Origin of the sequence: Melaminivora sp. (genome assembly GCF_032059615.1) — a bacterium.
Classification (GTDB): Bacteria; Pseudomonadota; Gammaproteobacteria; order Burkholderiales; family Burkholderiaceae_C; genus Melaminivora.
In genome coordinates this window covers 22,417-48,082 of sequence record NZ_DAMCAM010000006.1, presented here as the reverse complement: position 1 = coordinate 48,082, position 25,666 = coordinate 22,417, and the positions used below count along the sequence as shown (strand labels likewise).

The following is a 25,666-nucleotide window of genomic DNA, read 5'->3' as shown; positions in this document are numbered from 1 at the left end:
TTCAGGCGGCTGCGGCCTGCCGGGTGGCGGCCTCGATCTTGGCGACGAACTCGTGCCGGAAATGCTTGATCATGGCGCGCACCGGCATGGCCGCGGCGTCGCCCAGGGCGCAGATGGTGCGCCCCATGATGTTGAAAGCGACCGAATCGAGCAGCTCGATGTCCTCGGGCCGGCCCTGGCCGTGCTGGATGCGGTCGACCACGCGCCACAGCCAGCCCGTGCCCTCGCGGCAGGGCGTGCACTGGCCGCAGGATTCGTGCATGTAGAAGTACGACAGGCGCAGCAGCGATTCAACCATGTCGCGCGAGTCGTCCATGACGATCACCGCGCCCGAGCCCAGCATGGAGCCTGCCTTGGCGATGGAGTCGTAGTCCATCGTGCATTCCATGATGACGTGCGCGGGCAAAACCGGAGCGGACGATCCACCAGGAATCACCGCCTTGAGCTGCCGGCCCTTGCGCACGCCGCCGGCCAGCTCCAGCAGCTTGGCAAAGGGAGTGCCCAGGGGAATCTCGTAGTTGCCGGGACGCTCCACGTCGCCCGAGACCGAGAAGATCTTGGTGCCGCCGTTGTTGGGCTTGCCGCACTCCAGGTAGGCCTGGCCGCCGTTGCGGATGATCCAGGGCACCGCCGCGAAGGTCTCGGTGTTGTTGATGGTGGTCGGCTTGCCGTACAGGCCGAAGCTGGCCGGGAAAGGCGGCTTGAAGCGCGGCTGGCCCTTCTTGCCCTCCAGCGATTCCAGCAGTGCGGTTTCTTCGCCGCAGATATAGGCGCCGAAGCCGTGGTGGGCGTGCAGCTGGAAGTTGAAGCCGCTGCCCATGATGCCGTCGCCCAGGTAGCCGGCCGCACGCGCCTCTTCCAGCGCAGCCTCGAACCGCTCATAGACCTGGAAGATCTCGCCGTGGATGTAGTTGTAGCCCACGGTGATGCCCATCGCGTAGGCGGCGATGGCCATGCCCTCGATCACGATGTGCGGGTTGTACATGAGGATGTCGCGGTCCTTGCAGGTGCCCGGCTCGCCCTCGTCGGAGTTGCACACCAGGTGCTTCTGGCCCGGGAACTGGCGTGGCATGAAGCTCCACTTCAGGCCCGTCGGAAAGCCCGCGCCGCCGCGGCCGCGCAGGGCCGATTCCTTCACGGTGGCGATGACCTGCTCCTGGGTCAGGCCCTCGCCGCCATCGGCGCCGAGGATCTTGCGCAGCGCCGCGTAGCCGCCGCGCGCCTCGTAGTCCTTGAGGCTCCAGTTGGTGCCGTCCAGGCCCGCGTAGATCTGCGGCTCGATGTGCCGGCCGTGAAAGCATGTCTCCACGCCCGTGGCCTGGAACTGCGCCAGGATGCTGCTGGCAGCGCTGCTGTTCATGCCCTGCCCTCCGCGCCACGCAGGCCGTCAACGAGCTGGTCGAGCTTGTCGTCTTCCATGAAGCTGCACATGTTGCGGTCGTTGACCAGCATCACCGGCGCGTCGGCGCAGGCGCCCAGGCATTCGCACTGCTGCAGCGTGAACAGGCCGTCGGGCGTGGTCTCGCCCATCCGGATGCCCAGCTTGCGCTCCAGGTGGTGCAATGCCTCCTGGCCGCGGCGCAGCTGGCACGGCAGGTTGGTGCACACCGCCAGCTTGTACTTGCCCACCGGCTGCTGGTTGTACATGTTGTAGAAGGTCGTCACCTCGTGCACGGCGATCTCGGGCATGCCCAGGTAGGCGGCGATCTCCGCCTCGCTTTGCTGGGTGATGTGGCCCTGCTCCTGCTGCACGATGGACAGGCAGGCCATCACGGCCGACTGCCGCTGGTCTGCCGGGTATTTCGCCACCTCGCGGGCGAAACGTGCTTTGGTCGCTTCGGTAATCATCGATCAATCTCTCCGAACACGATATCCAGGGTGCCGATGATGGCCACGGCATCCGCGATCATGTGCCCGCGCGCCAGCTCGTCGAGCGCCGCCAGGTGGGCAAAGCCGGGCGCACGGATCTTCATGCGATAGGGCTTGTTGGCGCCGTCGCTCACCATGTAGATGCCGAACTCGCCCTTGGGGTGCTCCACCGCCGCATAGGTCTCGCCCTCGGGCACGCGAAAGCCCTCGGTGAAGAGCTTGAAGTGGTGGATCAGGTCCTCCATGCCGCTCTTCATGCGCTCGCGCGGCGGCGGGGCGATCTTGTGGTTGTCGGTGATGACCGGACCCGGGTTGGCGCGCAGCCACTGCACGCACTGCTGGATGATGCGGTTGGACTCGCGCATCTCGGCCACGCGCACCAGGTAGCGGTCGTAGCTGTCGCCGGTCACGCCCACGGGGATGTCGAAATCCATCCGGTCATAGACCTCGTAGGGCTGCTTCTTGCGCAGGTCCCAGGCGATGCCCGAGCCACGCAGCATGGGGCCCGTGAAGCCCAGGTTCAGCGCGCGCTCGGGCGAGACCACGCCGATACCCACCGTGCGCTGCTTCCAGATGCGGTTGTCGGTCAGCAGCGTCTCGTACTCGTCCACGCACTTGGGGAAGCGCCGCGTGAAGTCCTCGATGAAGTCCAGCATCGAGCCCTGGCGGTTGCGGTTGCGCTCGGCAATCGCGCGCTCGTTGCGCACCTTGCTCGCCTGGTACTGCGGCATGCTGTCGGGCAGGTCGCGGTACACGCCGCCCGGACGGAAGTAGGCCGCGTGCATGCGCGCGCCCGACACCGCCTCGTAGATGTCGAACAGGTCCTCGCGCTCGCGGAAGGTGTAGATCAGGATGGTCGAGCTGCCGCAGTCGTTGCCGTGCGAGCCCAGCCACATCAGGTGGTTCAGAAGGCGCGTGATTTCGGAGAACATCACGCGGATGTATTGCGCGCGCAGCGGCACCTCGATACCCAGCAGTTTCTCGATCGCCAAGCAGTAGGCGTGCTCGTTGCTCATCATGGACACGTAGTCGAGACGGTCCATGTAGGGCAGCGACTGGATGTAGGTCTTGTGCTCGGCGAGCTTTTCGGTGGCGCGGTGCAGCAGGCCGATGTGCGGGTCGGCGCGCTGCACCACTTCGCCGTCGAGCTCCAGCACCAGGCGCAGCACGCCGTGCGCTGCCGGGTGCTGCGGACCGAAGTTCAGGGAATAGTTCTTGATTTCAGCCATGGGTCGATCACCTGGGCGCGGCCGCGCCTTTAGTGCAGGCCTCCATAGTTTTCCTCGCGGATGATGCGCGGGGTGAGCTCGCGCGGCTCGATGGTCACGGGCTCGTAGACCACGCGGCGCAGCTCGGGGTCGTAGCGCATCTCGACGTGCCCGGACAGCGGGAAGTCCTTGCGGAAGGGGTGGCCGATGAAGCCGTAATCGGTCAGGATGCGGCGCAGGTCCTGGTGGCCGTCGAAGACGATGCCGTACAGGTCGAAAGCCTCACGCTCGAACCAGTTGGCCGAGTTCCACAGCGGCGTGACCGTAGGCACCACGGGGAAGTCGTCGTCGGTGCAGAACACGCGCACGCGCACGCGCTGGTTCAGCGACACCGACAGCAGGTGCGAGACCACGGCGTAGCGCGGGCCTTCGGTGCCGACGTTGTGCCAGGCGGAGTAATCCACGCCGCACAGGTCGACCAGCTGCTCGAAGCGGCAGGCGGGCGCGTCGCGCAGGATCTGCATGGCCTCGAGGTAGTGCGCCAGCGGCACCACCGCGGTCACCTCGCCCAGGGCGATGGTGACCTCGCGGGCCTTGTCGCCCAGCGCGGCGGCCACGGCGTCGCGCAGCGCCTCGGGCGCGATGGCCACGGGGGAAGAAGCAATGGAGGCAGAAGCAGTCATGGCCCTTCCCTTTTCAGGCACGCGCGATGGTGTTGGTGCGGCGGATTTTTTGCTGCAGCTGGATGATCCCGTAGATCAGCGCCTCGGCCGTGGGCGGGCAGCCCGGCACGTAGACGTCCACCGGCACGATGCGGTCGCAGCCACGCACCACGGAATAGCTGTAGTGGTAGTAGCCGCCACCGTTGGCGCACGAGCCCATGGAGATGACCCAGCGCGGCTCGGCCATCTGGTCATAGACCTTGCGCAGGGCCGGCGCCATCTTGTTGCACAGGGTGCCGGCCACGATCATCAGGTCGGACTGGCGGGGGCTAGCGCGGAACACCTCGGCGCCGAAGCGCCCCAGGTCGTAGCGCGCGGCGGCCGCGTGCATCATCTCGACCGCGCAGCAGGCCAGACCAAAGGTCATGGGCCACAGCGAGCCCGTCTTGGCCCAGTTCACCACCGAGTCATAGCTCGTGGTGATGAAGCCTTCCTTCATCACACCATCAATCATCGTGTCGTTCCTTTGCACAGCGGCCGTGGCCGCTCATTCCCAGTTCAGCGCACCCTTTTTCCACTCGTAGGCAAAGCCCACGACCAGGATGGCCAGGAAGATCAGCACGGCGACGAACCCGGTCATGCCCACTTCCTGCAGGCTCACGGCCCAGGGAAACAGGAAGGCGATCTCCAGGTCGAACAGGATGAACAGGATGGCGATGAGGTAGTAGCGCACGTCGAACTTCATGCGCGCATCGTCAAAGGCCTCGAAACCGCACTCGTAGGGGGAATTCTTGGCCGGATCGGGCCGCTGCGGGCCCAGCAGATAGCCCAGCAGCAGGGGTATCACGCCGACCCCGGCCCCTACCAGAAGGAACAGGAGAACCGGGAGGTACTGATCGAGATTCATCTGAGGGCCTTCTCACCGCTGAAAAGCCGCCCCACCCGTTCCGCTCAGCGGTTCAGACAAGGCGGCCTTTTTTGTGATTGGTGCCGTCGGCGAGACTCGAACTCGCACAGCTTTCGCCACTACCCCCTCAAGATAGCGTGTCTACCAATTCCACCACGACGGCTGTCTTGTTTTGCACGTCTGCAAAGCCCGTTTCCGGTGCCGGTCGGCTTTCCAGACAGACGGCGATTCTAACCCGGAAAAACCCTGTCACATACCCGGGCGCCGCTTTTTTGACACCCGGCCGGGCGTCAGTTCTTCGGGATCTGCGCCGCGCCCGGAGCCGGCTCGGCCGCGGGCGGGGCTTCGGCGGCGCTGGCCGCGGGAGCCGGTGCCGGCTCGGGCGGGGGAGCCGTCGTGGTCGGCACGGCGGCAGCCGGGCCTTCCAGCACGCTGCCCACGCTGGGCGCACGCTGGTTGCCCAGGTAAGCCAGCGCCAGGGTGGCGACGAAGAACACGGTAGCCAGCCCCGCCGTGGTGCGCGACAGGAAGTTGGCGCTGCCGCTGGCACCGAACAGGCTGCCCGAGCCGCCGCTGCCGAAGGCCGCGCCCATGTCGGCCCCCTTGCCGTGCTGGATCAGGATCAACCCGATCATGGCCAGGGCGGTGAGCATCTGCACCGCCAGAATCACGTTCACAAAGGCACTCATGTCAATTTACTCCTGAAACTGTAGCTGCATCTCCTTGCGCAGCGCTGGCTGCGGCAATGATTTGCAGAAAATCCTGGGCCTTGAGCGAGGCACCGCCCACCAGCCCGCCGTCGATGTCGGGCTGGGCCAGCAGCTCGGCCGCGTTGGCGGCGTTCATGCTGCCGCCGTAGAGGATGGGCACCCGCGCGGCATGCGTGGTGGCCGCGGCCAGCTGCGCCCGCAGCACGGCGTGCACCTGCTGGGCCTGCTCGGGCGTGGCCGTGCGGCCGGTGCCGATGGCCCAGACCGGCTCGTAGGCCACGACGATCTCGCTGATGCAGTGGCCATTGGCATGGATGACGGCGGCCAGCTGGCGCCGCACCACGTGCTCGGTCTCGCCAGCTTCGCGCTCGGCCAGCGTCTCGCCCACACAGACGATGGGCGTGATGCCGGCGGCCAGCGCCTTTTGCGCCTTGGCCGCCACGTCGGCATCGCTCTCGCCGTGGTATTGGCGGCGCTCGGAATGGCCGACCAGCACGTAGCGCGCGCCGAAGTCGCGCAGCATGGCGGCCGAGACCTCGCCGGTGTAGGCCCCGCCATCGTGCTGCGAGACGTCCTGCGCACCCAGCGCGATGGGCGAGCCCGACACCAGCGTCTGCACCTGCGCCAGGTAGGGCGCGGGCACGGCGACGGCGACAGCGCAGGCAGCGCCCTGCGGCAGGCCGGCTCGCAGGGCCGACAGCAGCGCCTCGTTGGCGGCCAGGCTGCCGTTCATCTTCCAGTTGCCGGCAATGAGCTTGGGTCGGTTCATCGTCAGGTGCTCCATGTCAGAACGATCTTGCCCACATGCTGGCTGGACTCCATCAGCGCATGGGCGCGGGCGGCCTCGGCGGCCGCGAAAACGCTGTGCACCACCGGCCGGATGGTGCCCGACTCCAGCAGCGGCCAGACCTCGCGCCGCAGCGCGGCGGCGATCTGCGCCTTGAAGGCCTCGGGGCGCTGGCGCAGCGTGGAGCCGGTGATCACCAGCCGGCGCCGCAGCACGGCCCCGGCGTCGATCTGTGCGCGCGTGCCGCCCTGCACGGCGATGATGACGATGCGGCCATCATCAGCCAGGCAGCCGATCTCGCGCCCCACGTAGTCGCCCGCGACCATGTCCAGGATGACGTCGGCGCCGCGGCCGCCCGTGATGCGCTGCACCTCGGCGACGAAGTCGTGCGTGCGGTAGTTGATGGCGTGGTGCGCGCCCAGTGCCAGGCAGGCGGCGCACTTGTCGTCGCTGCCGGCCGTGACGATCACGGTGGCGCCGCGCGCGCGTGCCAGCTGGATGGCCGTCACCCCGATGCCGCTCGTGCCGCCATGCACCAGCAGGGTCTCGCCCGCCTGCAGGCGGCCGCGGTCGAAGACGTTGCTCCAGACGGTGAAGAAGGTTTCGGGCAGGCAGGCAGCCTCGACGTCGCTCAGCCCGGCGGGCACCGGCAGGCATTGCGCCACCGGCGCCACGCACCACTGGGCATAGCCACCACCGGCCACCAGGGCGCAGACGCGGTCGCCCAGCGCCAGCCCGGCCGCAGCCAGCGCCTGCGCGTCGCCCGCCTCCACCGTGCCTGCGACCTCCAGGCCCGGCAGGTCGGAGGCACCCGGGGGCGCAGGGTAGTGGCCCTTGCGCTGCAGCACGTCCGGGCGGTTGATGCCGCTGGCACCCACGCGGATCAGCAGCTCGCCGGCGCCCGGCACCGGCCGCGGGCGCTCGGCGAGGCGCAGGGCCTCGGGCGGGCCAAAGGCCGTGATCTCCACGGCCTGCATGCGTTCATTCATGGCAGATCCAGGCATTGAAACAAGGTCGAGCCCTTGACTGACAAGGGCTCGATGCTCTCAATCGAGGAGCATTCAGGACTCGTAGGAGCCGCCCTCGCCGCCATGGCCTTGGCCATTGCCATTGCCGTTGCCACCGCGGTAGCCGCCGCGGCCGCCGTCGCGGCGCTCGCCACGCTCACCGCGGTCGCTGCGCTCGCCCCGCTCGGGGCGTTCCATGCCGGCAGGGCGCTCGGTCAGGGCCTTGAGCGAGAGCTTGACGCGGCCCTTCTCGTCGGTCTCCAGCACCTTGACCTTGATGACCTGGCCTTCCTGGAGGTAGTCGGTGACCTTTTCCACGCGCTCGTGCGCGATTTGGCTGATGTGCAGCAGGCCGTCCTTGCCGGGCAGCAGGTTCACCAGCGCGCCGAAGTCCAGGATCTTGGTCACCGGGCCTTCATACACCTGGCCGACCTCGACCTCGGCGGTCAGCTCCTCGATGCGGCGGCGCGCCTCGTCGGCCCGGGCCGCCTCGCTGGAGGCGATGGTGATGGTGCCGTCTTCCTCGATGTTGATCTGCGTGCCGGTCTCCTCGGTCAGCTGGCGGATGGTGGCGCCGCCCTTGCCGATCACGTCGCGGATCTTCTCGGGGTTGATCTTCATGGTGTAGAGCTTGGGCGCGAAGCTGGAGATCTCCGCGCGCGCCTCGCCCATGGCCTCCTGCATCTTGCCGAGGATGTGCAGGCGTGCCTCCTTGGCCTGGGCCAGGGCGACCTGCATGATTTCCTTGGTGATGCCCTGGATCTTGATGTCCATCTGCAGCGCGGTGATGCCGGCCGTCGTGCCCGCGACCTTGAAGTCCATGTCGCCGAGGTGGTCCTCGTCGCCCAGGATGTCGGTCAGCACGGCAAAGCGGTTGTCCTCCTTGATCAGGCCCATGGCGATGCCGGCCACGTGGGCCTTCATCGGCACGCCGGCGTCCATCAGCGACAGGCAGCCGCCGCAGACCGAGGCCATGGAGGACGAGCCGTTGGATTCGGTGATCTCCGAGACCACGCGAATGGTGTAGGGGAACTCGTCCTTGGACGGCAGCAGCGGCACCAGGGCGCGCTTGGCCAGGCGCCCGTGGCCGATTTCGCGGCGCTTGGTCGTGCCCATGCGGCCGGCCTCGCCCGTGGCGAAGGGAGGCATGTTGTAGTGGAACAGGAAGCGGTCCTCGTACTCGCCGGCCAGCGCGTCGATGCGCTGCGCGTCGCGCTCAGTGCCGAGGGTGGAGACCACCAGCGCCTGCGTCTCGCCGCGCGTGAACAGCGCCGAGCCGTGGGTGCGCGGCAGCACCGAGGAGCGGATCTCGATGGGGCGCACGGTGCGCGTGTCGCGCCCGTCGATGCGCGGCTCGCCGGCCAGGATCTGGCCGCGCACGATCTGCGCCTCCAGGTCGAACAGCAGCGACTCGACCGCATTGGTGTCGAACTCGGCGCCCTCGTCCTTGAGGGACTGCAGCACGGAGCTCGATGCCTCGCGCAGCGCCTGGGTGCGCGCCTGCTTGCTGCGGATCTGGTAGGCCGCGCGCAGCTTGTCGTCGGCCAGGCCGCGCACCTTGGCGATGAACTCTTCGTTCTTGGCAGCGGGCTTCCAGTCCCACATCGGCTTGCCGGCCTCGCGCACCAGCTCATGGATGGCGTCGATGGCCACCTTGCCCTGCTCGTGGCCGAAGACCACGGCGCCGAGCATCACGTCCTCGGGCAGCTGGTCGGCTTCCGACTCGACCATCAGCACGGCCGTCTCGGTGCCGGCCACGACCAGGTCGAGCTGCGAGTTCTTGCGCGCCGTCTGACCGGGGTTGAGCACGTATTCACCGTTGACGTAGCCCACGCGCGCCGCGCCGATGGGGCCGTTGAACGGCAGGCCGGAGATGGCCAGCGCCGCGCTCACGCCCAGCATGGCGGCGATGTCGGCATCCACCTCGGGGTTCAGCGAGATGGTGTGGATGACCACGTGCACCTCGTTGTAGAAGCCTTCGGGGAACAGCGGGCGGATCGGGCGGTCGATCAGGCGGCTGGTCAGCGTCTCCAGCTCGGAGGGCTTGGCCTCGCGCTTGAAGAAGCTGCCGGGGATCTTGCCGGCGGCGTAGGTCTTCTCGATGTAGTCCACCGTCAGCGGGAAGAAGTCCTGGCCCGGCTTCGGGTTCTTGGAGGCAGCCACGGTGGCCAGCACCACGGTGTCGTCGATGTTGACCAGCACGGCGCCTGACGCTTGGCGGGCGATCTCGCCGGTTTCCAGGACGACGGTCTTGTCGCCCCACTGGAAGCTCTTGGTGACCTTGTTGAAAATGCTCATGATGGCTCCTTGCTCATGTTTTGATAGCTGAACAACGTTGCTCAGCAAGGGTTTCGACCCGATTCGATGCAGAACACGATGCCATTCCAGGGGCGCTTGCGGCCGGGGCGCCAGCGCCCCTGGAATGACACAGCTTCGCTCTGCACGAGGCTGCGGGCCAAAAACAAAAACGCCTGAGCCAGGCAGAGCCAACCCAGGCGTTGTTGCGTTTCGGTGCGCTTACTTGCGCAGGCCGAGCTTGGCGATCAGCGCGGTGTAGCGCTCGGCGTCCTTGGCCTTGAGGTAGTCCAGCAGCTTGCGGCGGCGGCTGACCATGCGCAGCAGGCCGCGGCGACCGTGGTGGTCCTTGGCGTGCTGCTTGAAGTGCGGCGTCAGTTCGTTGATGCGTGCGGTGAGCAGAGCCACCTGCACTTCAGGGCTGCCCGTGTCGTTGGCAGCGCGCTGGTTGGCCTTGACGACCTCGGCTTTGACGGAAGATGCGATCATTGTGGTTTCCTGAATGGACCCCGCCGGGCGCCGCGTTGTGGGCAGCCACCTTGGAGGCTTGGTGAACTTGCGCCAGCGACTGGAAAGGCCGCGGGCGTGCGTCTTGCACTATGCAAAACCGTTCGATTATATCGCGCGCGCTTTTTTCCCTCTATCGGCAGGGGCCCGGGCTGGCCGGCGGCCCGTCCGGTAGCGATGATGCGGACCGCCCCACCCTGCCTGCCGGACCCGCCCATGCTCACCCTGCCGTCCGCCCCCTGCTCTCACCCCGCCCCCGCCGCTGCGCGGGCCCACCGGCCCGCAGCCCTGCTGTGCTGCCTGGCGCTGTCCTGCTCAGTCCTGTCGCCCCCGCCCGCCGCGGCCGCCAAAAAAGGCGCAGCCAGGAAGCCGGCAGCCGTGAAGGTGCGCCAGCAGCAGCACAACTCCCAGGAAAGCGCCGCCGAGCGCGATCGGCGCCTGTACCGGGAATGCCAGGGCAAGCCCAACGCTGGTGCCTGCCTGGGTTACACGCGGCGCTGAGATTTTTTGCTCCTTCTTGTTCGAGCGGGCCAAAAAACCGCATTACAATCGCTCCCGTTGCCGCTGCACACTTCGATGCACCCAGTGATCGGAAAGAAAAAGCGGCAATTTTGAAAAGGGCACGAAATCACGTGCTACAATTCAAAGCTTCGCGGCTGTAGCTCAGATGGATAGAGTACTTGGCTACGAACCAAGGGGTCGTGGGTTCGATTCCTGCCAGCCGCGCCAAACGCAAAGCCCTGAAACCAGCCGGTTTCAGGGCTTTTTCGTTTGTCGCTCCCATTCGGCGGCACCATGGCGGCATGAGCAAAGCCTTCACCCGCGAAACCGACGCCCCCGACGATGACGACGAGCTGCCCGCCGGCCCCAGCATCCCGACCGGCGCCAAGAACTACATGACGCCCGAGGGCCACGCGCGCCTGCGCGCCGAGCTGCTGGCCCTGATCGACGATGAGCGCCCCAAGGTCGTCGATATCGTCCACTGGGCCGCCAGCAACGGCGACCGCTCGGAAAACGGCGACTACATCTACGGCAAGAAACGCCTGCGCGAGATCGACCGGCGCATCCGCTTCCTGACGCGGCGCCTGGAGATCGCCGAGGTCGTCGATCCATCGGTGCACCAGGGCAGCGACCAAGTGTTCTTTGGCGCCACGGTCACCTACGCCGACGATACGGGCGAGGAGCGCACGGTCACCATCCGGGGCATCGACGAGGCCGACAACAGCCGGGGCCAGATCAGCTGGATCGCGCCCGTCGCGCGCGCGCTGCTCAAGGCGCGCGAGGGCGACGAGGTCTCGCTCACGACCCCCGCAGGCCCGCGCCGGCTAGAGGTCATCGCGGTGAGCTATCCGCCACCCCGCCCTGCCGGCTGACGCCGGCCCACTACGCCTCAGGCGGGTGGCGGCAGCACGCGCGAGGCGCGCAGCACCGAGGCTGTGCGCCGCAGGTTGCGCAGCACCAGGTCCAGGTGCGCCAGGTCGCGCACGGCGACGACGAAGCGCAGTTCGGTCGTCGCCATGGCGTCGTCCATGTCCACCCGCACGATGTCGGCCTCGGACTGGGCAATCACGGCGGCGATGCGGGCCAGCACCCCCTTGGCGTTGGTGACGGTGACGGTGATGCCGGTCTCGAACGTGCGCGCCGGCTCGTCTGCCCAGTCCACGGCGATGAAGCGCTCGGCGTCCTTGTGCTGCAGCCGCTGCGCGTTGCCGCACTGCGCGTGGTGCACCACCAGCCCCTCGCCCCGGCCCAGGTAGCCGACGATCGGGTCGCCCGGCACCGGCCGGCAGCACTGGGCGTAGTGCACCGAGGCGCTTTCGTTGCCGTCCAGCGTGATGCTGCCTTGCGAGAGGTTCTCGTGCGCGCCGAAGCGCTCGCGGCTGAGCAGCAGCGCGTCGGGGCGCTGGCCACCCTCGGACAGCAGCACCGCCACCCGCTTGGCGACGATGCCAGCCACGCGCCGGCCCAGGCCGATGTCGGTCATCAGCTCGGCCTGCGTGCGGTTGCCGGTAAAGCGCAGCAGCTTGTCCCACAGCGCGGCGTGGGCCTGCGCATCAGGCAGCTGCTCGACACCCTCGGCGCGCAGCGCCTGGGTCAGGAGCCGCTCGCCCAGGCCGACCGATTCGGTCTGCGCCAGGGTCTTGAGGTAGTGACGGATCTTCGAGCGCGCCCGGGCCGTGCGCACGAAGCCCAGCCAGGCCGGGTTGGGCCGCGCGCCCTGGGCGGTGCGCACCTCCACCACGTCGCCATTCTTGAGCTCGGTGCGCAGCGGCTCCTCCTCGCCGTTGATGAGCGCGCCCACCGTGCGGTCGCCCACGTCGCTGTGGATGGCGTAGGCAAAATCCACCACCGTGGCGCCGCGCGGCAGCGCCAGGATCTGGCTGCGGGGCGTGAAGACATACACCGCATCGGGAAACAGGTCCACCTTGACGTGGTCCCAGAACTCGGCCGCGTCGCGCGTCTCGTTCTGGATGTCCAGGAGTGACTGCAGCCACTGCGTGCCCAGGCGCTCGGCCTCGCCGCCCTCGCCCGCGCGGGCCTTGTAGAGCCAGTGCGCGGCGATGCCCGCCTCGGCGACGATGTGCATCTCCTCGGTGCGCACCTGGAACTCGACGTTCAGGCCGGCCGGCCCGACCAGCGTGGTGTGCAGCGACTGGTAGCCGTTGAGCTTGGCGATCGCAATGTGGTCCTTGAACTTGCCCGGCACCGGCTTGTAGGTCTGGTGCAGCACGCCCAGGGCGGTGTAGCAGTCGAGCACCGAGCGCACGACCACGCGAAAGCCGTACAGATCGGTCACCTGGGCAAAGCTCAGGTGGTTGCCATGCATCTTTTCGTAGATGGCGAACAGCGTCTTCTCGCGCCCGGCCAGACGCACCGGCAGGCCGGTCTGGGCAAAGGCGGCGTCCACCTCGGCCTGCACCTTCTGCACCACGTCGCGGCTGCGGCTGCGGCTGCGCGCCACGGCCTTGGCCAGCGTCGCGTAGCGCCAGGGGTGCAGGTGGCGAAACGACAGGTCCTGCAGTTCGCGGTAGGTCTGGTTCAGGCCCAGGCGGTGGGCGATGGGGGCGTAGATCTCCAGCGTCTCCGAGGAGATGCGGTGCCACTTGGAGCGCGGCATATCCGAGAGCGTGCGCATGTTGTGCGTGCGGTCGGCCAGCTTGATCAGGATGACGCGCACGTCGCGCGCCATGGCCAGAAGCATCTTGCGGAAGGACTCGGCCTGGTTCTCCTCGCGCGTGTTGAACTGCAGCTTGTCGAGCTTGGTCAGCCCGTCCACCAGCTCGGCCACCGCCGTGCCAAAGCGCTCGGCCAGGTCGGCCTTGGTGATGCCGCAGTCCTCCATGGCATCGTGCAGCAGGGCGGCCATCAGCGCCTGGGCATCGAGCTTCCAGCTCGCGCACAGCGCCGCCACGGCGATCGGATGGGTGATGTAGGGCTCGCCGCTGCTGCGCCACTGCCCGAGGTGGGCCCGATCGGCGTAGTGATAGGCCTCGCGTACCTGCTGCGTCTGTGCCTCGTCCAGGTAGTCGAGCTTGTCCAGCAGCGCGGCGAAGCTGGCCGCGGCTGCATCAGGCACCGCCACCGGCGCCGCGGGCCCAGGCTGCTGCGCGCCACTGCCGGGCGGTGGCGCTGCCTGAGTCTTCGTCAATACCGCATGGAAGGAGGAGGCCATAGCCTTGCAACTATAGCGTCACCACACCATGGCGGCCCGGCCCATAAAAAAAGCACCGCCCTGCGGTGCTTTCATTGCGGCGCGGGGCAGGTTACTCAGCCCGGCACCTTCTTGAGCATCTCCAGGCCCACTTTGCCGGCGGCGATCTCGCGCAGCGCCGTCACGGCGGGCTTGTTGCGGCTTTCGATGCGCGGGGCGTGGCCCTGGCTGAGCATGCGGGCGCGGTAGGTGGCGGCAAGCACCAGCTGGAAACGGTTGGGGATCTGCTCGAGGCAGTCTTCCACGGTAATGCGGGCCATGCGGAAAAGCTCCAGGGAATGCGGTGGGGTCTAGGCGGGGATGTTGAGCGAGGCGAAGGTGTCGGCCCGGGCGCGGCGCTGGGCAAGGTACTTGAGCCGCTGGGCGTGGACGATGGTTTTCAGGTCGAAAAGTGCCCGCTCGAAAACTTCATTGATTATAACGAAGTCGAATTTTTCCACCTGAGCCATCTCCTGCTCGGCATTTGTCAGGCGCGTCTCGATCACCTCGGGCGCGTCCTCGCCGCGGCGCTCCAGGCGCGAGCGCAACTCCTCCCAGCTCGGCGGCAGGATGAAGATCAGCACGGCATCGGCGAAGCTCTCGCGGATCTGCAGCGCGCCCTGGTAGTCGATCTCCAGCACCACGTCGCCGCCCTGGGCGATGCGCTCCTCGATGGCGCGGCGCGAGGTGCCGTAGCGGCGCCCGTGCACGTTGGCCCACTCCACGAAGCCGTTGGCCGCGACCATGGCGTCGAACTCGGGCTCGGAGACGAAGAAGTACTCGCGGCCGTGCTTTTCCTGCCCGCGCGGCGCCCGGGTGGTGTGCGAGACCGAGGGCTGCACGTGCGAGTCCAGCTCCATGAGCGCCTTCACGAGGCTGGATTTGCCTGCGCCGCTGGGGGCCGAGACTACGAACAGATTTCCGGGATAGTCCATAAGGGATCAGGGCAACGCGCTATCAAAAAATTATTATCACTCAAGGTTCTGCACCTGCTCGCGCATCTGCTCGATCAGCACCTTCATGTCCACGCTGATGCGCGTGAGCTCCATGGTGGCCGACTTCGAGCCCAGGGTGTTGGCCTCGCGGTGCAGCTCCTGGATGAGGAAGTCCAGGCGCTTGCCGACCTCGCCGCCGCGCGCCAGCAGGCGCTCGATCTCGTCGAGGTGGGCGGTGAGCCGGGTGAGCTCCTCGGCCACGTCGATGCGGATGGCAAACGCCGTGGCCTCGGTCAGGGCGCGCTCCTGGGCCGCCTCGGGCACGACCGCGCCCTCGCCCAGCTGCAGGGCCTCGCGCCAGCGTTCCATGAAGCGCTGGCGCTGCTGGGCGACCAGCTGGGGCACCAGCGGCGCGGCCTGGCGCGCCAGCTCGTGCAGCTGGCGCACGCGGTCGTCGAGCGTGTCCACCAGGCGCTCGCCTTCGCGGGCGCGGGCGGCCAGCAGCTCGTCGAGTGCCTGGCGGGCCAGCTGCAGCAGCTGCGCGCCGTGGTCCTGGGCCGGGGCGGCCAGCCCGGCGCACAGGCGCAGGGCATCGGCCACGCTCAAGGGGGCGGCGGCGGGCAGGTGGGCGCGCACGGCCTCCTGCACGCTGGCCAGGCGCTCGAGCAGCGGCGCGGGCGGCTCGCTCAGCAGGGCGCCCTCGCCGCCTTCGATGAAGGCGCGCAGTTCGACCTTGCCGCGCTTGAGGCCCGCGGTGAGCAGCGCGCGCAGCGCCGGCTCCTGCGAGCGCAGCTCCTCGGCCAGGCGCAGCGACAGATCCAGGAAGCGGCTGTTGACCGAGCGCAGCTCGAGCCCGATCCGGCGCCCCGCGCCGGCGCCGGCGGGGCCTTCGGCCGGGCTCTGCTGCTGCACGCTGGCGTAGCCGGTCATGCTGTAGACTGCCCCGGGTTTTTTCGGTGATGGGTTGCCTGTCATCGGGCGATTATCCGGCCTGCCCCGGGCGCCCGCGTCTTTTTTCCTTGTCCACATGTCCAGAAACAGGCCGGCCCCCCTGCCTGCAGGCACCCCCCTGGGGGACTACCGCATCGTGCGACGGCTGGCGACGGGCGGCTTCGGCATCGTCTATCTGGCGCTGGACGCGCAGGGCGAGCCGGTCGCCATCAAGGAATACCTGCCCTCGGCGCTGGCCACGCGCCAGCCGGGCGAGCGCCTGCCCACGGTGGCGCCCGAGCGCCTGCCGCTCTACCGGCTCGGCCTCAGGAGCTTTTTCGAGGAGGGGCGCTCGCTGGCCCAGATCTCGCACGCCTCGGTGGTCGGCGTGCTCAATTTCTTTCGCGACAACGACACGGTCTACATGGTGATGGACTACCTGGAGGGCGCGAGCCTGCAGGAGTTCATCCTCACCGCGCGCCAGCTCAAGGGCCGCAAGGTGTTTCGCGAGTCCACCATCCGCTCGCTGTTCGACGAGGTGCTGCGCGGCCTGCGCATCGTGCACCAGCACCGTATGCTGCACCTGGACATCAAGCCGGCCAACATCTTCATCACCGACGACGACCGGGCCGTGCTGATCGACTTCGGCGCCGCGCGCGAGGTGCTGGCCCAGGAGGGCGACTTCATCCGCCCGATGCACACGCCCGGCTTCGCCGCGCCCGAGATGCACCAGCGCGATGCGCCGTTGGGCCCCTGGACCGACACCTACAGCGTGGGCGCGTGCATCTACGCCTGCATGCAGGGCCAGCCGCCCCTGGACGCGCCCCAGCGCCAGCAACACGACCGCCTGCAGCCGGACCTGGCCCGGCTGCGCGGCCTGTACTCGGACAGCCTGATCGACGTGGTGCGCTGGTGCATGGCGCTGGAGCCGACCGCGCGGCCGCAGTCCGTCTTTGTGCTGCAAAAGGCGCTCGCGCGCGAGGGCGAGCGCCGCTACACCCGGCCGTCGGTGGCCGAGCGGGTGCGCCTGCGCCTGGATGCGCTGGGCGCGGACCGCCCCGGCGTGGGCTCCCGGCGATGATGAAGTTCTCGGTCTTCCAGGTCAGCCGCACGGGCGGGCGCGAGCGCAACGAGGACCGCATGGGCTACTGCTACACGCGCCAGAGTGCATTGTTCGTACTGGCCGACGGCATGGGCGGGCACCCCCGGGGCGAGGTGGCGGCGCAGATCGCGGTGCAGACCGTCTCGGCCCTGTTCCAGCGGCAGGCGCGGCCGGCGCTGGCCAGCCCGCAGGACTTTCTGCCGGCGGCGCTGCTGGCCGCGCACCGCCAGATCCTGCGCTACGCCCAGCGCCACGGCATGGAGCGCGACGGCCCGCGCACCACGCTGGTGGCCGCCGTGGTGCAGGACGGGCGCGCCTGCTGGGTGCACTGCGGCGACTCGCGCCTGTACCTGGTGCGCGGCGGGCAGGTGCTGCTGCGCACGCGCGACCATTCCCATGACGAGCTGCACAAGGCCGGCGCCACGGGCCCGACGCGCCGCGCCAACCGGCACATGCTGTTCACCTGCCTGGGCGCGCCCTCCACGCCGCTGTTCGACCGGGCCGGGCCGGCGCCGCTGCAGCAGGGCGACCGACTGCTGCTGTGCTCGGACGGGCTGTGGAGCGGGCTGGACGAGGCCGCCATCGCCAGCGGGCTGGCGCGCCAGAGCGTCTCGCACGCCGTGCCGGCGCTGGTCGGGCAGGCGCTGCGCGCCGGCGGCGAACGCTGTGACAATGTCACCGCGCTGGCCCTGGAGTGGGAGGCGCCCGGTGTGCTCGCGCCCGGGCCGGCCCTCGCCACCGATGCGCCGGACGGGCAGACCTTCGCCTCCACCATCGCCTGCAGCCCGCTCGACGGGCTGGCGCGGGGCGGCGACGAACTCGGCGACGAGGACCTGGAGCGCGCCGTCGCCGAGATCAACGACGCCATCCGCCGCGCCGCCGCGCGTAAGGGCTGAAGGCCCGTCCCGGCGCCGCGCCTGGCCGCTCCCGCCCCTTTTCCTTTTTCCATCTGCCGCAGAAAGCCCCCGATGACCCTGCCCCCCGCCACCTCCGCCGCCCGCAGAGGCGGCCGCGCCGCCCAAGCCCTGCGCCCGGTGCGCCTGACACGCGGCTACACCATGCACGCCGAGGGCTCGGTGCTGGTCGAGTTCGGCCACACCCGCGTGCTGTGCACCGCCTCGGTCGAGGAGCGGGTGCCCCCGCACCAGCGCGGCAGCGGCGCCGGCTGGGTCACGGCCGAGTACGGCATGCTGCCGCGCGCCACCCACCGGCGCAGCGACCGCGAGGCCGCACGCGGCAAGCAAAGCGGGCGCACGCAGGAGATTCAGCGCCTGATCGGGCGCAGCCTGCGCGCCGTGTTCGACCTGGCGGCCCTGGGCGAGCGCACCATCCACCTGGACTGCGACGTGCTACAGGCCGACGGCGGCACGCGCTGCGCGGCCATCACCGGCGCCTGGGTGGCGGCGCACGACGCCGTGGCGCACCTGCAGGCCGCGGGGGCGCTGGCCGCCTCGCCGCTGACCGGGGCGGTGGCGGCGGTGTCGGTGGGCCTGCTGGCTGGCACGCCGCTCCTGGACCTGGACTACGCCGAGGACGCCGCCTGCGACACCGACATGAACGTGGTGATGACGGACGCCGGCGGCTTTGTCGAGCTGCAGGGCACGGCCGAGGGCCGGACGTTCTCTCGCGGCGAGCTCGACGCCCTGCTCGGCCTGGCCGGCCAGGGCATTGCCGAGCTGCTCGCCCTGCAGCGCCAGGCCCTCGCCTTTTGATAGCAAAAAGTCCTTGATTGGCAACGAGAAACCCGGGTTTTGATCATGACGATGCAACTGGTTCTGGCCTCCAACAACCGCGGCAAGCTGGCCGAGCTGCAAGAGATGCTCGCCCCCCTGGGCGTGCAGCTCATCGCCCAGGGCACGCTGGGCGTGGGCGAGGCCGAGGAGCCCTTTGACACCTTCGTCGAGAACGCCCTGGCCAAGGCGCGCTTTGCCGCCGCCCACACCGGCCTGCCCGCGCTGGCCGACGACGCCGGCCTGTGCGTGCACGCCTTTGGCGGCCTGCCGGGCGTGCAGACGGCCCACTACGCCACGCAGTTCGGCTACGACAAGGGCGACGCCAACAACGTGCGCGCGCTGCTCGAACAGATGCAGGGCCTCGAGGACCGCCGCGCCGCGCTGGTCAGCACCCTGGTGGCCGTGCGCAGCCCGGCCGACCCCGAGCCGCTGATCGCCACCGGCCGCGTGGCCGGCCTCATCACCCACGCGCCGCAGGGTGAGGGCGGTTTCGGCTTCGACCCGATCATGTTCGTGCCCGAGCTGGGCCGCACCTTTGCCGAGCTGCCCGCGGCCGAGAAGAACGCCCACAGCCACCGCGGCCGCGCCACGCGACAGATGCTGGCGCTGCTGCGCGAGCGTTGGCTATGAAAAAAGTAGCGCTCACCCTTTGCACACTCACGATTTCAGAATCTTTTAACCTTCAAAACATTGTGGGTCAACGAGGTTCAGCTATCCATTCATGAGCAACCCATGACGATTCCCATCCTTCCCGCCGCATCGGCGGCGCCTGCGCGCGACGTCATGCACTACCTGCGCCCCGGCCTGCTGCAGCTGAGCAGCCTGCCGCCGCTGGCGCTGTACATCCACATCCCCTGGTGCCTGCGCAAGTGCCCCTACTGCGACTTCAACTCGCACGAGGCGCGCGAGGGCGCGGCCGCCCTGCCCGAGCAGCGCTACCTCGACGCCCTGCAGGCCGATCTGGAGGCCGCCCTGCCCCTGGTCTGGGGCCGCACGGTGCACAGCGTCTTCATCGGCGGCGGCACGCCCAGCCTGTTCTCACCCGAGGCCATCGACCGCCTGCTGGCGGCGGTGCGTGCGCGCCTGCCGCTGGACGCCGGCTGCGAGGTCACCCTGGAGGCCAACCCCGGCACCTTCGAGAAAGAGCGCTTCCGGGCCTTTCGCGGCGCCGGCGTCACGCGGCTGTCGATCGGCGTGCAGAGCTTCAACGACCAGCACCTGGCGGCTCTGGGGCGCGTGCACGACCGCGCCCAGGCCCTGGCCGCCGTGCAGGAGGCCAGCGAAGCCTTCGAGACCTTCAACCTGGACCTGATGTACGCCCTGCCCGGCCAGAGCATGGCCGAGCTGGAGGACGACGTGCGCCAGGCCCTGGCGCATGCGCCGCCGCACCTGTCCATCTACCACCTGAGCATCGAGCCCAACACCTTCTTCGCCCGCCACCCGCCCGCCGGCCTGCCCGAGGACGATGACGCCTACGCCATGCTCGACCGCATCACCGAGCTGACCGCGGCCGCGCAGCTGCAGCGCTACGAAGTCTCGGCCTACGCGCGCGCCGGCCACCAGTGCCTGCACAACCGCAACTACTGGCAGTTCGGCGACTACCTGGGCATCGGCGCGGGCGCGCACAGCAAGCTCAGCTTTGCCCACCGCATCGTGCGCCAGGTGCGCTTTCGCGAGCCACAGCGCTACATGGCCCAGGCGCTGGCCGGCAACGCCATCGCGCAGGACGAGGACGTGCGCCGCGCCGACCTGCCGTTCGAGTTCATGCTCAACGCGCTGCGCCTGCGCGAGGGCTTTGCCCTAGCCGAATTCACCGAGCGCACGGGCCTGGCGCTCACCGCCATCGAGCGCGGCCTGACCCAGGCCGAGGCGCGCGGCCTGCTGGCGCGCGACATGGAGCGCGCCTGGCCCACCGAGCGCGGCCTGGACTTCCTGAACGACCTGCAGGAGCTGTTCCTGCCCGACTGAGCCGCGCCGGGCCCGGCCCGCAGAGCGCGCGCCCGGCCCCGCGCGCCGCCTTCAGCCGCAGTCCGCGGCCAGCACCTTGCCGCCGGCGTCCACGCGCAGGTTCAGGCGCTCGGCGTTGTGCTCCAGCGTCACCGCCTGCCCCGGCCGCAGCACGCGCGCCATGCGCGCGCCCGAGGCCACCCGCGCCTGCTCGACCACCTGGGCGGTGCTGCTTTTGCCCACGGCCTGCTGCGCGGCCTGGGCGTTGCAGGTGCCGCCCACCGGCGCGGTACTGGCCCCGATGGGGCGCGGCGCCGGCGCTGGAGCGCCACCCTGCGGCCCCAGGGCCGAGCAGCCGGCCAGCGCCAGCAACGCGGCGCTTGCCGCCATGGGAAGAATTCGCCTGCCTGTCATGTGTCTCTCCTCAGATGGGCATCAACAAAAAGGCCGGGCCCGAAAAACCGGCCTCCAGATCCTGAATATCGGTCTGAATGGTAGGGCGTACGGAGCCCGGGCCCGCAGCCTGGCGGCGAGGGCGGGTCACCAACGCGCCAGCCCTTGCGAGGCACGCACGCGGTGGATCGAACGCGGTATCCGCAACGCCTGGCATCACCAGCGCATCGGCGATGTTGCGCCGCTGCCTCGTCAATCGCTGGCAGTCCTCGAAATGCTCACCAAGCCGGTTGGTGGCAGGTGCCCGGAAAGCAAAAAGGCCAGTCCCGAAGAACTGGCCCAAGTGCTTGTTTCGACTGGTAGGGCGTGCAGGACTTGAACCTGCGACCAAGGGATTATGAGTCCCCTGCTCTGACCAACTGAGCTAACGCCCCCTGCCCCACCACGGGCCGCGGGCCCGGCGCCAGGGGAGCCGGCTATTGTAGGGTCTGCCTCACCTGCGGTGGCTCAGGGCGTTGGAGACGAGTTTCGAGGTGATGTCCACGATCTGGATCATGCGGTCGTAGGGCATGCGCGTCGGGCCGATGACGCCCAGCGTCCCCACCACCTTGCCGTCCACCTCGTAGGGGGCACTGACCACCGACAGCTCCTCGAACGGCACGACCTGGCTCTCGCCGCCGATGAAGATGCGCACGCCCTCGGCGCGGCTGGAGATGTCGAGCAGGCGCAGGATCTGGGTTTTTTGCTCGAACAGGTCGAAGGCGCGGCGCAGGTGGCTCATGTCGCTGGCGAAGTCGCTCACCGACAGCAGGTTGCGCTCGCCGGAGATGACCACCTCCTCCTGCGAGGCCGACAGCGCGTCCGTGCCGGCATTCACAGCCGCCTGCATGAGTTCGGCGATCTCCCCGCGCAGGCTCTCCACCTCGTGCTTGAGCCGCTCGCGCACCTGCTCCATGGTCAGGCCCGCGTAGTTGGCGTTCAGGAAGTTGGCCGCCTCGGCCAACTGCGACTGGGTGTGGTCGGTCTCGGTGAAGATGACGCGGTTCTGCACGTCGCCGTCGGGTGAGACGATGATCACCAGGAGGCGCCGCTCGGACAGCCGCAGGAACTCGATGTGCCGGAACACCGAGGCGCGCCGCGGCGCCATCACCACGCCGACGAACTGCGACAGGCTCGACAGCAGGTGCGCGGCGTTGGCGATCACCTTCTGCGGCTGCTCGGGCATGAGCTGCAGCGCCGGCAGCTGGTCTTTTTGCACCGTGAGCATGGTGTCCACGAACAGGCGGTAGCCCCGGGCGGTGGGGATGCGGCCGGCAGAGGTATGGGGGCTGGCGATCAGGCCCAGCTCTTCCAGGTCGGCCATGACGTTGCGGATGGTGGCTGGCGACAATTCCAGTCCCGAAGCCCGCGACAATGTCCTGGAGCCCACCGGCTGACCTTCCGCGATGTAGCGCTCCACCAGCGCTTTGAGCAACAACTTGGCACGGTCATCGAGCATCGAATCATTTTAGTGATGTAATTTCCGACCCATGCTGCCCATCTTCCGCCGCGTCGCCATCATCGGCAAATACCAGCGCTCCGCAGGCGGCGCCATGCCGGAGAACTCGCGCGAGATCATCGACTGCATCGCCCGCTTCGTGGCCGAGCAGGGCTGCGAGCCGGCTCTGGAGGCCGAGACCGCCCAGCTGCTGGACCTGCACGCCTACCCCACCCTGGACATCGAGGGCATAGGCCGCCAGTGCGACCTGTGCCTGGTGGTGGGCGGCGACGGCACCATGCTCGGCGTGGGGCGGCGCCTGGCCAGCCACGGCACGCCGCTGGTGGGCATTAACCAGGGGCGGCTGGGCTTCATCACCGACATCCCGCTGGACAGCTACCGGGCGGCGCTCGAACCCATACTGCACGGCGACTACGAGGAGGACGTGCGCCCCCTCATGCACGCCTGCGTGATGCGGGGCAGCGAATGCGTGTTCGAGGCGCTGGCGCTCAACGACGTGGTGGTCAACCGCGGCTCGACCTCGGGCATGGTGGAGCTGCGCATCGAAGTCGATGGCGTGTTCGTGGCCAACCAGCGCGCCGACGGGCTGATCGTCGCCTCGCCCACGGGTTCGACGGCCTACGCCCTGTCCGCGGGCGGGCCCATGCTGCACCCCGCGCTGCCCGGCTGGGTGCTGGTGCCGATCGCGCCGCACACGCTGTCCAACCGCCCCATCGTGCTGTCGGACGCCACCCAGGTGGCCATCGAGGTGGTGGCTGGCCGCGACATCAGCGCCAATTTCGACATGCAGTCGCTCGCTTCCCTGCAGCATGGCGACCGCATCCTGGTGCGCCGCTCGGCGCACCGCGTGTGTTTTCTGCATCCGCGCGGCTGGAGCTACTTTGCCACCTTGCGCAAGAAGCTGCGCTGGAACGAAGGAGGTTCCTGAACATGGCCTTGAGGCGCATCGCGCTGAAGGATTTCGTCATCGTGCCGACGCTGGAGCTGGATCTGGCGGGCGGCTTCACGGTGCTCACCGGCGAGACCGGGGCGGGCAAGTCCATCCTGATCGACGCGCTGCAGCTGCTGCTGGGCGCGCGCGCCGACACCGGCGTCATCCGCGAGGGTGCCGAGCGCACCGACATCAGCGCCGAGTTTGACGCCACCGGCTCCGAGGCGCTCGCCGCGTGGCTGCACGAGGCCGGCTTTGCCGCCGAGGACCGCCTGCTGCTGCTGCGCCGCACGGTGGACCTGCAAGGCAGGAGCCGCGCCTGGATCAACGGCACGCCCGCCACCGCCGCGCAGATGCGCGCCCTGGGCGAGCACCTGCTGGACATCCACGGCCAGCACGCCTGGCAGAGCCTGACCCGGCCCGATGCCGTGCGCGGCCTGCTGGACGCCTACGCCGGCGTGCAGGGCGAGCCCCTGGCGGGCCTGTGGTCGTCCTGGCGCGAGGCGCAAAAGGCCCTGGCCCACGCCCGCCAGGCCCAGGACACGCTGTCGCAGGAGCGCGAGCGCCTGCAGTGGCAGATCGGCGAGCTGCAGAAACTCGCGCCGCTGGAGGGCGAGTGGGACGAGCTCAACGCCCGCCATGCCCGTCTGGCCAATGCCCAGGCGCTGATCGACAATGCCCAGGCCGCGCTGCAGGCGCTGGAAGGCGAGGACACGGACAGCGCCATGACGGGCCTGGCGCGCGCGCAGGAGCTGCTGCAGGGCTACGAGCAGGTGGACGAGGAGTTTCGCACCATGGCCGAGGTGCTGGCCTCGTGCCTGGCGCAGGCGGGCGACGTGGTGCATTCGCTGCAGGGCTGGCTGCGCCACACCGAGCCCGACCCGGAGCAGCTGGCCGAGCTGGACGCGCGCGTGGCGCTGTGGCTGCAGCTGGCGCGCCGCTACCGGCGCACGCCCGAGGAGCTGCCGCAGCTGCTCGCCGCTTGGCGCGAGGACCTGCGCCGGCTCGACGACGCCTCCGACCTCGACTCCCTGGAGGCGGCCGAGCAGCGCCACGGCGCCGCCTACCACAAGGCCGCGCGCGCCCTGGGGCAAAAGCGCGCCAAGGCCGCGCCGCAGCTGGGCGAGGCCATCACCCGCGCCATGCAGGGCCTGGGCATGGCCGGCGGCCGCTTCGAAGTGCGGCTGGAGCCGGCCGAGCCCGGCCCGCACGGCACCGACCAGGTGGGCTTTCTCGTCAGCAGCCACCCGGGCATGACGCCCCGGCCCATCGGGCGCGTGGCCTCGGGCGGCGAGCTCTCGCGCATGGCGTTGGCCATCTCGGTGACCACCAGCGAGCTGGGCGAGGCGCCCACGCTGATCTTTGACGAGGTGGACTCGGGCGTGGGCGGCGCCGTGGCCGAGACCGTGGGGCGGCTGATGCAGCAGCTCGGCCAGGCGCGCCAGGTGCTGGCCGTCACCCACCTGCCGCAGGTGGCGGCGTGCGCCGACCACCACCTGGTCGTGGCCAAGCGCAAGGGCGCGCAGCAGACCACCAGCAGCGTGGCGCCCGCGCGCGGCGAGGAGCGCGTGGCCGAGCTGGCCCGCATGCTGGGCGGTCAGCAGCAGTCGGCCACCACGCTGGCACATGCGCGCGAGATGCTCGAAGGCGCGGCCCTGGCCGACCGGAGCGGCGCATGACGCTGGAGATCATGGTGATTACCGGCATGTCCGGCTCAGGCAAATCGGTGGCGCTGCATGCGCTGGAGGACGCAGGCTACTACTGCGTGGACAACCTGCCGCCCGAGCTGCTGTCGGCCTTCGCGGCGCTGGAGCACGCCCACCACGGGCGGCGCCTGGCCGTGGCCATGGACGTGCGCAGCGCCACCGGCCTGCCCCTGGTGCCGGGGCAGCTGGCGCAGCTGCGCCGCGATGGCGTGCGGGTGCGCGCGTTGTTCCTGGACGCTTCCACCGACACGCTGGTGCGGCGCTTCTCCGAGACGCGCCGGCGCCATCCGCTGTCGCACGAGGAGCTGCGCGAGGGCCAGCGCGCGCTGGTGCAGACCATCGAACTGGAGCGCGAACTGCTGGCCGAGCTGCGCGAGCAGTCGCACGTCATCGACACCAGCAACCTGCGCTCGGCGCAGCTGCTGGGCTACGTGAAGAGCCTGCTGCCGACGCCGCCCGGGCAGCTGACGCTGGTGTTCCAGTCGTTTGCCTTCAAGCGCGGCATTCCATTGGACGCCGACTACGTCTTCGACGTGCGCATGCTGCCCAACCCGCACTACGAGCCTGAGCTGCGCCCGCTCACCGGGCGCGACGTGCCCGTGGCCGAATACCTGGCACTGCAGCCCGAGGCCGGCGCCATGCTGGCCGACATCTGCGGTTTTCTCGAGCACTGGCTGGACGCCATGGTGCGCAACCACCGCAGCTACGTCACCACGGCGATCGGTTGCACGGGCGGGCAGCACCGTTCGGTGTACCTGGTCGAGCAGCTGGCGCGGCACTTTGCCGGGCAGTGGAACACGCTGCTGCGCCACCGCGAGCTCGATGGCCTGTAAACCAGCGCCAGCAAA

28 protein-coding genes and 3 tRNA genes are annotated in these 25,666 nt (G+C 69.2%); 11 read left to right on the top strand and 20 right to left on the bottom strand.

Annotated elements, in window-relative coordinates; translation table 11 throughout:
• Position 1 precedes the first annotated feature (1 nt).
• The 12 genes from nuoF to rpsO all read right to left on the bottom strand — a co-directional run bounded on the left by nuoF (position 2) and on the right by rpsO (position 9,934).
• The gene (gene nuoF, locus RT051_RS02530; protein WP_313071036.1) at positions 2-1,360 is read right to left on the bottom strand and encodes an NADH-quinone oxidoreductase subunit NuoF; all 1,359 of its coding nucleotides are present in this window, start codon (positions 1,358-1,360) and stop codon (positions 2-4) included.
• Positions 1,357-1,848: an NADH-quinone oxidoreductase subunit NuoE gene (gene nuoE, locus RT051_RS02525; protein WP_313071030.1), complete on the bottom strand. Its 492-nt coding sequence runs from the start codon at positions 1,846-1,848 to the stop codon at positions 1,357-1,359. The genes nuoF and nuoE overlap by 4 nt, the downstream gene beginning before the upstream one ends.
• Entirely contained in the window at positions 1,845-3,098 is a 1,254-nt protein-coding gene (locus RT051_RS02520) for an NADH-quinone oxidoreductase subunit D (RefSeq protein WP_313071027.1), read from the bottom strand. Before RT051_RS02520 ends, nuoE begins: the two co-directional genes overlap by 4 nt.
• Before the next feature lie 29 nt (positions 3,099-3,127).
• Positions 3,128-3,760, bottom strand: coding sequence for an NADH-quinone oxidoreductase subunit C (locus RT051_RS02515; RefSeq protein WP_313071023.1), 633 nt, complete (start codon positions 3,758-3,760; stop codon positions 3,128-3,130).
• A gap of 13 nt (positions 3,761-3,773) precedes the next feature.
• A complete protein-coding gene (locus RT051_RS02510; protein WP_313071021.1) occupies positions 3,774-4,253 on the bottom strand; it encodes an NADH-quinone oxidoreductase subunit B family protein in 480 nt (159 codons plus the stop codon).
• A gap of 33 nt (positions 4,254-4,286) precedes the next feature.
• Positions 4,287-4,646 (bottom strand): NADH-quinone oxidoreductase subunit A, encoded by a 360-nt coding sequence (locus tag RT051_RS02505; protein ID WP_313071018.1) that lies wholly within the window; start codon positions 4,644-4,646, stop codon positions 4,287-4,289.
• A 78-nt stretch (positions 4,647-4,724) separates the two neighbouring features.
• A tRNA-Leu gene (locus tag RT051_RS02500) sits at positions 4,725-4,809 on the bottom strand.
• A 127-nt stretch (positions 4,810-4,936) separates the two neighbouring features.
• On the bottom strand, positions 4,937-5,335 hold the full coding sequence (gene secG / locus RT051_RS02495) for a preprotein translocase subunit SecG (protein WP_313071015.1): 399 nt from the start codon (positions 5,333-5,335) through the stop codon (positions 4,937-4,939).
• 1 nt (position 5,336) lies between these two features.
• Positions 5,337-6,125, bottom strand: coding sequence for a triose-phosphate isomerase (tpiA, locus tag RT051_RS02490; RefSeq protein WP_313071012.1), 789 nt, complete (start codon positions 6,123-6,125; stop codon positions 5,337-5,339).
• A gap of 2 nt (positions 6,126-6,127) precedes the next feature.
• Positions 6,128-7,132: an NAD(P)H-quinone oxidoreductase gene (locus RT051_RS02485; RefSeq protein WP_313071009.1), complete on the bottom strand. Its 1,005-nt coding sequence runs from the start codon at positions 7,130-7,132 to the stop codon at positions 6,128-6,130.
• Positions 7,133-7,204: 72 nt separating this feature from the next.
• Positions 7,205-9,448: a polyribonucleotide nucleotidyltransferase gene (pnp, locus tag RT051_RS02480; RefSeq protein WP_313071006.1), complete on the bottom strand. Its 2,244-nt coding sequence runs from the start codon at positions 9,446-9,448 to the stop codon at positions 7,205-7,207.
• Positions 9,449-9,667: 219 nt separating this feature from the next.
• A complete protein-coding gene (rpsO, locus tag RT051_RS02475) occupies positions 9,668-9,934 on the bottom strand; it encodes a 30S ribosomal protein S15 (protein WP_019373299.1) in 267 nt (88 codons plus the stop codon).
• A gap of 396 nt (positions 9,935-10,330) precedes the next feature.
• On the opposite strand from rpsO, the gene RT051_RS02470 reads away from it, so the two are divergent.
• The 3 genes from RT051_RS02470 to greB all read left to right on the top strand — a co-directional run bounded on the left by RT051_RS02470 (position 10,331) and on the right by greB (position 11,325).
• Positions 10,331-10,453 carry a hypothetical protein gene (locus tag RT051_RS02470; protein WP_313071000.1) on the top strand — a complete coding sequence of 41 codons (123 nt, stop codon included), beginning with the start codon at positions 10,331-10,333 and terminating at the stop codon, positions 10,451-10,453.
• Positions 10,454-10,604: 151 nt separating this feature from the next.
• Positions 10,605-10,681: transfer RNA gene (locus tag RT051_RS02465), tRNA-Arg, on the top strand.
• A gap of 74 nt (positions 10,682-10,755) precedes the next feature.
• Complete coding sequence (gene greB / locus RT051_RS02460) at positions 10,756-11,325, top strand: transcription elongation factor GreB (RefSeq protein WP_313070996.1); 570 nt, start codon at positions 10,756-10,758, stop codon at positions 11,323-11,325.
• A 17-nt stretch (positions 11,326-11,342) separates the two neighbouring features.
• On the opposite strand, the gene RT051_RS02455 is transcribed toward greB, so the two are convergent.
• The 4 genes from RT051_RS02455 to RT051_RS02440 form a co-directional block, all read right to left on the bottom strand.
• Entirely contained in the window at positions 11,343-13,625 is a 2,283-nt protein-coding gene (locus RT051_RS02455; RefSeq protein WP_409520520.1) for a RelA/SpoT family protein, read from the bottom strand.
• A gap of 95 nt (positions 13,626-13,720) precedes the next feature.
• A complete protein-coding gene (gene rpoZ / locus RT051_RS02450) occupies positions 13,721-13,924 on the bottom strand; it encodes a DNA-directed RNA polymerase subunit omega (protein ID WP_313070992.1) in 204 nt (67 codons plus the stop codon).
• A gap of 30 nt (positions 13,925-13,954) precedes the next feature.
• Complete coding sequence (gene gmk, locus RT051_RS02445) at positions 13,955-14,578, bottom strand: guanylate kinase (protein ID WP_313070987.1); 624 nt, start codon at positions 14,576-14,578, stop codon at positions 13,955-13,957.
• Positions 14,579-14,614: 36 nt separating this feature from the next.
• The gene (locus RT051_RS02440; protein ID WP_313070984.1) at positions 14,615-15,508 is read right to left on the bottom strand and encodes a YicC/YloC family endoribonuclease; all 894 of its coding nucleotides are present in this window, start codon (positions 15,506-15,508) and stop codon (positions 14,615-14,617) included.
• A gap of 97 nt (positions 15,509-15,605) precedes the next feature.
• Between RT051_RS02440 and RT051_RS02435 the strand changes: the two genes are divergently transcribed.
• From RT051_RS02435 to hemW, 5 genes are all read left to right on the top strand, one after another.
• Positions 15,606-16,589 carry a serine/threonine-protein kinase gene (locus RT051_RS02435; RefSeq protein ID WP_313070981.1) on the top strand — a complete coding sequence of 328 codons (984 nt, stop codon included), beginning with the start codon at positions 15,606-15,608 and terminating at the stop codon, positions 16,587-16,589.
• On the top strand, positions 16,589-17,506 hold the full coding sequence (locus RT051_RS02430) for a protein phosphatase 2C domain-containing protein (protein WP_313071152.1): 918 nt from the start codon (positions 16,589-16,591) through the stop codon (positions 17,504-17,506). Before RT051_RS02435 ends, RT051_RS02430 begins: the two co-directional genes overlap by 1 nt.
• 72 nt (positions 17,507-17,578) lie before the next feature.
• Entirely contained in the window at positions 17,579-18,322 is a 744-nt protein-coding gene (rph, locus tag RT051_RS02425; RefSeq protein ID WP_313070976.1) for a ribonuclease PH, read from the top strand.
• Positions 18,323-18,373: 51 nt separating this feature from the next.
• Positions 18,374-18,973 (top strand): RdgB/HAM1 family non-canonical purine NTP pyrophosphatase, encoded by a 600-nt coding sequence (rdgB, locus tag RT051_RS02420; protein ID WP_313071149.1) that lies wholly within the window; start codon positions 18,374-18,376, stop codon positions 18,971-18,973.
• 102 nt (positions 18,974-19,075) lie between these two features.
• Positions 19,076-20,311, top strand: coding sequence for a radical SAM family heme chaperone HemW (gene hemW, locus RT051_RS02415; RefSeq protein ID WP_313070971.1), 1,236 nt, complete (start codon positions 19,076-19,078; stop codon positions 20,309-20,311).
• 51 nt (positions 20,312-20,362) lie between these two features.
• Here hemW and RT051_RS02410 read toward each other — a convergent pair whose 3' ends face one another.
• From RT051_RS02410 to hrcA, 4 genes are all read right to left on the bottom strand, one after another.
• Complete coding sequence (locus RT051_RS02410) at positions 20,363-20,704, bottom strand: I78 family peptidase inhibitor (RefSeq protein WP_313070967.1); 342 nt, start codon at positions 20,702-20,704, stop codon at positions 20,363-20,365.
• 10 nt (positions 20,705-20,714) lie between these two features.
• Complete coding sequence (locus RT051_RS14665) at positions 20,715-21,026, bottom strand: hypothetical protein (protein WP_409520519.1); 312 nt, start codon at positions 21,024-21,026, stop codon at positions 20,715-20,717.
• A gap of 14 nt (positions 21,027-21,040) precedes the next feature.
• Positions 21,041-21,117: transfer RNA gene (locus tag RT051_RS02400), tRNA-Ile, on the bottom strand.
• Positions 21,118-21,176: 59 nt separating this feature from the next.
• On the bottom strand, positions 21,177-22,181 hold the full coding sequence (gene hrcA, locus RT051_RS02395; RefSeq protein WP_313070963.1) for a heat-inducible transcriptional repressor HrcA: 1,005 nt from the start codon (positions 22,179-22,181) through the stop codon (positions 21,177-21,179).
• A 31-nt stretch (positions 22,182-22,212) separates the two neighbouring features.
• On the opposite strand from hrcA, the gene RT051_RS02390 reads away from it, so the two are divergent.
• From RT051_RS02390 to rapZ, 3 genes are read left to right on the top strand one after another with little or no spacing between them, the layout of a single operon-like run.
• Positions 22,213-23,109, top strand: a complete 897-nt coding sequence (locus tag RT051_RS02390) for an NAD kinase (RefSeq protein ID WP_313070959.1) — start codon at positions 22,213-22,215, stop codon at positions 23,107-23,109.
• A gap of 2 nt (positions 23,110-23,111) precedes the next feature.
• Positions 23,112-24,791: a DNA repair protein RecN gene (gene recN / locus RT051_RS02385; protein ID WP_313070956.1), complete on the top strand. Its 1,680-nt coding sequence runs from the start codon at positions 23,112-23,114 to the stop codon at positions 24,789-24,791.
• Positions 24,788-25,651: an RNase adapter RapZ gene (gene rapZ, locus RT051_RS02380; protein WP_313070952.1), complete on the top strand. Its 864-nt coding sequence runs from the start codon at positions 24,788-24,790 to the stop codon at positions 25,649-25,651. Before recN ends, rapZ begins: the two co-directional genes overlap by 4 nt.
• The last annotated feature ends 15 nt before the right edge of the window (positions 25,652-25,666 follow it).